Source organism: Winogradskyella poriferorum (genome assembly GCF_050618035.1).
GTDB lineage: Bacteria > Bacteroidota > Bacteroidia > Flavobacteriales > Flavobacteriaceae > Winogradskyella > Winogradskyella poriferorum_A.
The window spans coordinates 1-225 of sequence record NZ_JBODPY010000198.1 but is presented as its reverse complement, the minus strand read 5'-3'; the positions used below and the strand labels follow the sequence as shown (position 1 = coordinate 225).

Below are 225 nucleotides of genomic sequence, written 5' to 3'. Positions count from 1 at the left end.
AGTAGCAACCTGTTGCAACTTTGTTACATTGGCATTTAAAAATTGTTCCTCTACCTTAAAATCAAGAATCTTGATATGTCCACTATCTATAACCTCGCCATCATTAGCAGAAACAGTAAAATCATAATCTCCAGCAGAAAAGTTGCTGAGATCAACATCATAGATACTTTGCTTTAAAATAAATGGAATATTAGTTAATTGCTGTGTTTCAGTATTTTTTAATGA

At 31.1% G+C, this 225-nt stretch carries 1 pseudogene; it reads right to left on the bottom strand.

The annotated features are described in order from the left end of the window. Positions 1-225: pseudogene (locus ACRHOC_RS15460) on the bottom strand (VWA domain-containing protein); the annotation flags it as partial.